This window comes from Streptomyces sp. NPDC004658, from assembly GCF_040609555.1.
GTDB lineage: Bacteria > Actinomycetota > Actinomycetes > Streptomycetales > Streptomycetaceae > Streptomyces.
Genome location: NZ_JBEXKG010000445.1, coordinates 1 through 1,057, shown reverse-complemented (window position 1 = coordinate 1,057; position 1,057 = coordinate 1). Strand labels below are relative to the sequence as shown.

Genomic DNA, 1,057 nt, shown 5'->3' with positions numbered 1-1,057 from the left:
CGGGCGTCCGCGGGCGCGGGCGGCGGACCGGGCGGCCCGGGTGGCGGACCCGGCGGCATGGGTGGCAGCGGTGGCCCGCCGAACGACTGACCCGGACCGTACGGACCTCCGGACATGATGGCTCCCCCCGGTCAACTCCGCCCGCATGTCTGCGGATCCGCAGTGTACGGGCGCGAGCGCATACCGGACAGAGGGCCGAACACCGTGGGCCGGCCGGCCCCGGCGCGCAGGTCGGGAGGCGGCCTGCACGACCGAGTGGGACGGCGAGCAGCGCTGGACCGGCTCGGACCGGTGCCGTGCCGGGTCCCAACCGCCGCCGCGCCGAGCCCCGGCCGATGCCGCACCGAGCCGGATCGGACACTCCGCCGGGACCGGCCGTTCACCGGGCCGCCGTCAGTGCGAGGGTCCCGGCCGCCAGTGCCAGGAACAGGCCCGGGAAGACGATCGTGCGGAACACGCGGGCCCGTACATGGGCGGCCACCGCGCCGACGTAGAACAGCACCAGGCCGACGCCGGCGGCGATGCCCAGCGGGCGTGCGCCCAGCAGCCCCAGCAGCAGGCCGGCCGCTCCCGCCGCCTTCAGCAGCGCGAGTGCGGGCAGCCGGCGTGGGGACACCCCGACCCGGGCCGAGTTGACGAGGACGAACGGCGCCTTCGCGAGGTCGGCCGCCGCGATGCCCGCGTTGGCCAGGACGGTCGCACAGGTGACGGTGAGATGGGCGAGGTTCATGCTGTCCACGCTCGCCGGAGGGTCGCCGCGACGTCCAATAGCAGCGTCCATAACCTTCTGGAATGGACGTCGACTCGCGTCTGCTGCGCTCCTTCCTGGCCGTCGCCGAGGAGGGCAGCCTCGTCCGCGCCGCCGAGCGGGTGTACGTGTCCCAGCCGGCGCTGACCAAGCAGATCCGCCAGCTGGAGAGCCGGCTCGGGGTACGGCTCTTCGAGCGCTCGCGCACCGGCATGGCGCTGACGGACGCCGGCCGGGAACTCGCGCGCCGGGCCCCGGACGTCCTCGCGGCCTGGGACGACGCCCTGCGCGCCGCGCGGGAACGCAACC

Annotated in this window: 2 protein-coding genes; one reads left to right on the top strand and one right to left on the bottom strand. The window is 75.6% G+C overall.

Annotation, left to right across the window (positions count from 1 at the left end; genetic code table 11):
- Positions 1-379: 379 nt before the first annotated feature.
- Positions 380-730, bottom strand: a complete 351-nt coding sequence (locus ABZV94_RS42040) for a DoxX family protein (RefSeq protein ID WP_356350452.1) — start codon at positions 728-730, stop codon at positions 380-382.
- Between the two features lie 62 nt (positions 731-792).
- Between ABZV94_RS42040 and ABZV94_RS42035 the strand changes: the two genes are divergently transcribed.
- The coding region (locus ABZV94_RS42035) for a LysR family transcriptional regulator (protein ID WP_356350450.1) at positions 793-1,057 on the top strand (265 nt) is incomplete at its 3' end.

Bases quoted from the DNA above. Each gene is read 5' to 3' on its own strand.
- ABZV94_RS42040 (WP_356350452.1), bottom strand. From the start codon at position 730: ATGAACCTCGCCCATCTCACCGTCACCTGTGCGACCGTCCTGGCCAAC.